We start from the raw sequence: 6634 nt of genomic DNA, 5'->3' as shown, positions 1-6634 counted from the left end.
TGAATGCTCTAGCGCGGCGGTTGAACGAGAGACCGCGCAAGACTCTCAACTTCCAAACCCCTGCTGAAATGTTCAATCAAACTGTTGCATCGACCGGTTGAATCCGCAGCCAGGAACGGAAGTTCAGGGGTAGAACAATCCTCGTCCGGAACCGGTCGCTAAGCAGTCATGAGGCGTGCCCCTCGTAGGTCGGCCCCGTGCCCAACGCGGTCATCGGACTTGCTCCCAAGCGGTCATCCGCTTCGTGCCGCCTTCATTGGCTTCCGAAGCGGAACAATTCCGCGTTTGCGGGAAATCTTTCTCTAAAAATTGTTACAGAGCTGCCGATACTTCCAGGGCTCATCGAAGGGCGGCACTCAGGATTGCGCCCGAAGAAATGCCAAGCGAATGAAGAGCGGAAATGCGTATGAGGAGGACAGCGACCCCCCACGAATACGCCCCTCCAACCCAGGCGCTTGCCCAAAAACAACTACGAGGAGTCCCTCTTGACCCGTCCCCGCACCTTGTTCGCAAGGGCAAAGTCGGCTTGCGCCTTCGCCGCTGCTAGTTCCAATTTCTCCCTCTCTGCCCACAAGAGCCTCGCCAAGGTGCTCGCCGGTGTGCTGGTGGGCGCGGTGCTGAGCGCGTGCGGCGGCGGCCACTCGAGCTCTACGTCCCCCACCGGAACGACTCAAGCCAAGGCCTCGCACGCTATCAGCGGCACGGTGTCGGGCCTCACCGGCAAAGGCCTGGTCCTGCAGAACAACGCAGGTGACGACATCGCCGTGTCTGCTGACGGCTCGTTCTCTTTCGTGAACAAGCTCGACGCCGGCGCAAGCTACACGGTGTCTGTGAAGACGCAGCCCACGGAACCGACGCAGGTCTGTTCTGTGAACAAGGGCTCGGGCATTCTGGGCGACGCAGGCATCACCGACGTCTCGGTCGTGTGCTCCACGAGCGCTTTCGCGGTCGGTGGGAGCGTTGCAGGCCTGCAAGGTTCGGGCCTCGTGCTCCAGAACAATGCGGGCGATGACATTCCAATGTCTACCAGCGGCCGATTCGTCTTTGGCGTCCCGGTCGCAAGCGGCGCCGGCTACGCCGTGACTGTCAAGACCCAGCCGAGCTCGCCGGCTCAGACCTGCAGCGTGAGCCAGGGCACGGGCACCATGGGCTCGAACATCGTCGATAGCGTCGCCGTGGTGTGCGCGCTTGATTCGTTCAAGGTGGGCGGTACCGTTTCAGGTCTCATCGGCGCGAACACCATCACGTTGCTCAACAACGGCGGCGACCAGTTTGTCGTGCCAGCCAATGGCACTTTCGAATTTCCCGCAAGCATTGCACGCGGTGGCAGCTATGCCGTAGCCGTTCATACGCTGCCGAGCTCGCCGATGCAGAACTGCTCCGTCAGCAACGGCTCGGGCACTGTCGCCAGTGCGCCCGTAACGAACGTGGCGGTGGTGTGCGACGCGCCCACTTTCGCGGTCGGCGGAACCCTGTCGGGCCTGGACGGGACCGGTCTGGTCCTCCAGAACAACGGGGGCGACGACCTGGCGGTAAACGCCGACGGCTCCTTCACGTTCACAAATCAAGTTGCGACGGGCGCTGCGTTCAACGTTACGGTGAAGAACCAGCCCAAGGCCCTGGACCAGACGTGCACGGTCACGAATGGGTCGCGCACGATGGGCACGAGCGCCGTGACGGACATCTCGGGCAGCTGCGTCACGGGCTTTGCCAAGATGGCCTTTGTCGGAACCAACTCAGGTGGGACGGTCACCGCCTATCTAGCCAATGGCAACGGCCTGCTGAGTGGCATGATCGGCGCTCAGGCCGCGTTCCCCGGCGTCAATACCCTTGCAGTCAATGAAGCGATGCAGCGCCTCTATGTCATCACTGATGTGGGCGTGCAGAACCTCTCTATTGGCGCAGGAGGTGCTTCTTTCGGGTCGGGCGGTGCCGACGTCATGGTGCCCGCGGGCATCAATTTGGCAAAGATGGACCCGCTGGGCCGCTTCCTCGTGCTGCTCAACGGCAGCACCGGCGAACTGCGCATTCACCCTATCCAGCCGGATGGACAACTGAATCCGACGGCATCGTTCAGCGCCTCTGTGAATGGCAGCCCGCAAGCTTCGATGGTCTTCGACCCCTCCGGTCGCTTCCTCTATGTTGCCAACAGCGTATCGAACACCATCACCGCGTTCACGTTGAGCGCGGACGGCCTGACCTCTGTTGCCGACACGAATTTCGCTACCGATGCCATGCCTATCGGCCTGGCGTTCCATCCCTCTGGAAAGTTCTTATACGCGGTGAACCAGATCGGGGGCACCGTTTCCAAGTTCACGGTCAATCCTCTGACCGGCGGCTTGAGTGGCCGTGTTGATGAACCCGGTGTGTCCGACGCGACGATTGTGGCAATGCACCCGCGCGGCAAGTGGCTCTACGCGATCACAGGTTCGGCGACCACGTCCAGGATTTATACCTTCACCATCGACTCGGTGACGGGCGCGGTGAATGAAGTCGGCTCGAGGCTGCCAATGGCATCGAACCCCATCACCGCGTTTTACGTGGACCCGGGTGGGCTCTATGTTTCCCTGGTCACGACGGAAGGCCTGGAACAGAAGCGAGTCGACCAGAGTACTGGCACTGTCTCGGGATCCCTCGCCCTGTGGTCGATCTACGGTTCGCTACCTTCGGCACTGGACTTCACGCGCTGACCGGGGAGGCAGGAACAAAGACCTCTGAACGACGACAAGAACAAGAGCGCTGAACCAGCCCACACCGAGTCCGAATCCTAAGGATGGCGTCTGCTCCATGTATGTCTGCTTCTGGCCGAGGCTGTGTGAAAACTCCGTTCACTCACGTTTTCGTGGGTCCTTGACCCCTTGGAGCTTCGAGAAAATGCCGCCTGAGCCCATCTGAGAGGTCGACTTTCGGAATGACGTCGACCGCATCGCGTTTTCACACGGCCTCGGCCGGATGCCGCCAAAGTGCTGCGTTCGGGCCGCGGCCTTGGGCCGACATCGCATGCCCATTCTGCGCTCCGAGGAATCCGGCTACCCCTGATGGCGCACTCACTTTTCGGCATCGTTGTTGATTCCTTGTTCTGCATTCGCGGGATGCATTCCTTGTCGCATGTCTTGTCCTTTAAGGTGGGTTCAAAGAGATTCGTTCTTTGTCCACCGCATAAGGAGATGGCGTGCCCGGGCTGTGGCTAGAGCGACACCCTCTGGGTCACCGCTTGAGCAAGCGATTCAACATTCATCTCAGCAACGAAAAAGGCCCCGTCAAGGTGCCGGAGGGCCTTGTCCTGCCGGCGCCCGGAGCGGCGCCACTCCGCTCAGCGCGCGACGCCGAGCGTGGGAGCGGAATCCGGCGTAGTCGTAACCCAGCCCAATGAGCTGAGGTCGTAGGCCGGCGACCGGACGTCGAAGGCCTCCACGCTTCCAGGTCCGCCCACAAAGAGCCGCCCACCGCCCGGGTCCACCTTCAACGATTTGACGGGCCCAGTGGATTGGGTTGTACCCATAGCCAGAAGGGTTGGCGCTCCGTCCAGCGGATTGATGGTGGAAATCAACAGCTGACGGACGTTGACTGTGAACATCAGCGTGCCGGCCGGGTTGAATGCAATCGGGCTCGCGTTGCCGGTCGAGAACATTTGGGGAGCGCCCAATTGCCCGGTCGTCTGGTCGATGGGGTACACATAGCCGGTATTGCCGGTTTGGCCGACAACGTAGAGATGCTTTCCGCCAGGGTCGACGGCGATGGCCGAAGGGATGACCGCAGCCGTGAGGTAGTAGCCAAGGCCATTCAACGACCCATCAGGTTGAATGGGGTAGACAGCCAACACCGTGCTTCCCACATCGCCTTTGTAGAGGAATCTGCCAGTGGGGTCCACCGCCAGTAGAGGCGTGCCTGTACCGATTCCATAGTAGTTGTCGGGAGGGCTGCCCAGCTTGCCGGCGGTGTCCAGCAAAAACGCCCCCACCAAGCTAAAGCTATTGCTCCCTATGAAAATAGAACGCCCCAACGGGTCTCGCGCCACTACATCTACGGGGTACCCCGACGACGTGCTTGAAGTCGCACTGGACAAGCCGGCCGACGTGAAGTCGTACGAAGTGATTCCGGAATTTGTCGCTGCGTAAAGGATGTGGCGCGCCTCATCGACCGCTAGGCTAACCACGCCGTTTGGAATGGCCTGTGGCGGCAGTGCTGTGGTACTGAACGTATCGGGGTCGGTGGAAATTGCGTACGGCTGGATGCCGGGCACTCCGGAAGCGGTGGAATGCCCGACGAACATCATTCCCGCGCGATCCGCGGCGCAGGTGACCGAGACATCGATGACCTTGCTGGCGCCTGCAAGCCCCGAGCCGTTGGCCACCGTGCACGCCTGCGCAGGCACCGCTGGCTGCGTCTTGACCGTCACGGCGTAGGCCGAACCCATCGCCACCGGGGTAGCGAAAGTGAATACACCGTCTGCCGAACGCGCCAGGTCGTCGCCCGCGTTGTTCTGCAGCACCAGCCCTGAGCCCTGCAGGCCGGTGACGGTGCCGCTCACTGTGATGGTATTAGTCGAACACTGCACCGCGACATTTGTGACGGCCGAGTTACCCACGGTTCCGGCGCCATTGACGACAGTGCAAGTTTGGGACGCAGGCTGCGTACTGACGGTCACCGCATAGGTACCCGCACTGGCCACGGGTGCCAGAAACTCGAAGGTGCCGTTGCTTGAGACGGGGGTCGTGTCCGCGCCGTTGTTCTGGAGACTGACAGTCTCTCCGCTCAGCAAGCCCGAGAGCGTTCCGAATACAGGGTAGGCGTTCACGGAGCAGGTGACGACAACATTGTCGATGGCCGCCGAGGTCACCTTACCGGTCCCTTGGCTCACGCTACAGGTCTGCGCCGGCGAGGTCGGCTGCGTCTTGACACTCACCGCGTAGCCGGCGTTGCTTGCCACGGGCAGGACAAAGACAAAGCGACCATCTGCATTGAGCGTGATGTCGTTGCCCGCGTTGTTCTGCAGCACCAGCCCGCCCGTGCCTTGCAGGCCGACCACACTGCCGCCAACGGCGAAGCTCGACGTGGAACAAATGACGGCCACATCGTTGATGTCAGCATCGGCCACGGTACCCGCGCCCTTGTTGACTGAGCAAACCTGGGTCGGGCCCGTTGGCTGCGACTTCACCATGACCGCATAGGCCTTGCCAGTGTCGAGTTTGGAAGCAAAGTTGAAGGTGCCGTCAGCGTTGACGGCCAGTGCTTCGCCTGCATTGTTCTGTAGAACCAGGCCTTTGCCGGTCAAGCCAGCAACTAAGCCGCCAATGGCATGCTGCGCAATGGAGGGCTCGGCAGGTACCGCCGGAGCAGGGTTGCTGCCCCCTCCGCACGCGGCAACCAAACCGGCCAGTGCTACCGCTTGGACGAGGCCGTAAGCCCTCTTGATTGTTGTGCCACTAGAAGCACCGGCGCCGGTGGTGCGAGGCAACTCGTAGCGCCATCCCAATTTAGAGTTCATTGGCGCCGCATTGTAACAATCGGACACATGCCCACTCGAGTGTCGAATGGCATGGTCAGCGGCCAGGTATCTGGACGAATTCGAACTCAATGCTCCGCAATGGCGGGTGCTGGCCGTGCTGTCGGCCTATACGCCGATCCCGTTCAGCGAACTGGTGAAGCTGACGATGTCTGACAAGGCTTTGGTGAGCAGAACTCTGCGGGCGCTGACGGAAAAAGGATTGGCCCAGGTCAAGGCGGACCCGGACCATGGAAAGAAGCTGGTGTGCAGGATCACGATCAAGGGGCGTGCGCTCTACAAGCGGGTGTTGCCGAAAGCGCAGGCAGCTCAGGCGAATATTCTGGGTTTGCTGGAGTGCGAGGAGAGAGTGGCACTCCACGCGACATTGATCAAGCTGCGCGGTGCTTTTGATCTGAAGCCTTGAAGACGCAGAATGCGGACCATGGCCACTGGCGACGTCGGCGCGGGCTTCGATCCCAGGGTGTGCGAACCTCTGCAGGTTGCGGCATATGAACTCGTCCGTTCTGATCACTACGTTTCGAACGTACTTCCGCCGGATGCGAAAGACGAACTCGCTGCCTTCTTCGGCACGTTCCTCCTTGATCGTCAGCAGGCTCGACGGTGAGGGGCCGTTGTTGTCGCTACCGTCGCCGGCCCGATACAGTCGTCGGTACCTTGAGAGATTCGGCGTTGACAGCAGGCTTGCCCCTGAAGAGAAGCGTGGTGCATGGCCGCCTGGGGGTCGGGGCCGAGTCTGGGCCAAGCATCTATCCCGTAGTGGGAATCGACGGGCCGCAATTCCATGATGTCTTGATACTGCGGCGGGCCAGGCGCGTTGTCGTCGCCGATCTTGCCAATCAGGTACATCGTTCGCTCGACGATCCGCAAGCCGACTCCGAGCCTTCGCGAGGCCGCTGGGACGCTAGACTCAGCGGATCAGTGCACAGCATAGCGATCACTTCGCCACCCGCTGCGACATGGGAGAGCAGTTTTTTTCGATCGCGCCGGCGCTGAGTTGTGTGCTCTTCCAAAACTGTGTCATAATCGAAGGCTTCGCTGATCGCAGCAAGCAAGACGCAAGACAGTAGATGTTTTGCGTAGTTCGTTAAAAATATACAGCCGATAAGCGTGGGCGTTTGAAGGCGA

At 60.9% G+C, this 6634-nt stretch carries 5 protein-coding genes; 3 read left to right on the top strand and 2 right to left on the bottom strand.

The window, feature by feature from the left end; genetic code table 11:
* Positions 1-485 precede the first annotated feature (485 nt).
* Positions 486-2690, top strand: coding sequence for a lactonase family protein (locus QTH90_RS31415; protein WP_286668512.1), 2205 nt, complete (start codon positions 486-488; stop codon positions 2688-2690).
* 623 nt (positions 2691-3313) lie between these two features.
* Here the strand turns inward: QTH90_RS31415 and QTH90_RS31410 are convergent.
* Positions 3314-5488 carry a lactonase family protein gene (locus tag QTH90_RS31410; RefSeq protein WP_286668511.1) on the bottom strand — a complete coding sequence of 725 codons (2175 nt, stop codon included), beginning with the start codon at positions 5486-5488 and terminating at the stop codon, positions 3314-3316.
* Positions 5489-5534: 46 nt separating this feature from the next.
* Here QTH90_RS31410 and QTH90_RS31405 point away from each other — a divergent pair, with 46 nt between their 5' ends.
* Positions 5535-5912 (top strand): MarR family winged helix-turn-helix transcriptional regulator, encoded by a 378-nt coding sequence (locus tag QTH90_RS31405; RefSeq protein WP_286668510.1) that lies wholly within the window; start codon positions 5535-5537, stop codon positions 5910-5912.
* A gap of 18 nt (positions 5913-5930) precedes the next feature.
* Positions 5931-6113: a hypothetical protein gene (locus QTH90_RS31400; RefSeq protein ID WP_286668509.1), complete on the top strand. Its 183-nt coding sequence runs from the start codon at positions 5931-5933 to the stop codon at positions 6111-6113.
* 232 nt (positions 6114-6345) lie between these two features.
* On the opposite strand, the gene QTH90_RS31395 is transcribed toward QTH90_RS31400, so the two are convergent.
* Positions 6346-6634: hypothetical protein (locus QTH90_RS31395; RefSeq protein ID WP_286668508.1), on the bottom strand; the 289-nt coding region annotated here is incomplete at its 5' end.

The sequence above is a fragment of the Variovorax flavidus genome (assembly GCF_030317145.1).
Taxonomy (GTDB): Bacteria; Pseudomonadota; Gammaproteobacteria; order Burkholderiales; family Burkholderiaceae_C; genus Variovorax; species Variovorax flavidus.
This window is presented reverse-complemented; position numbering and strand designations above follow the sequence as displayed.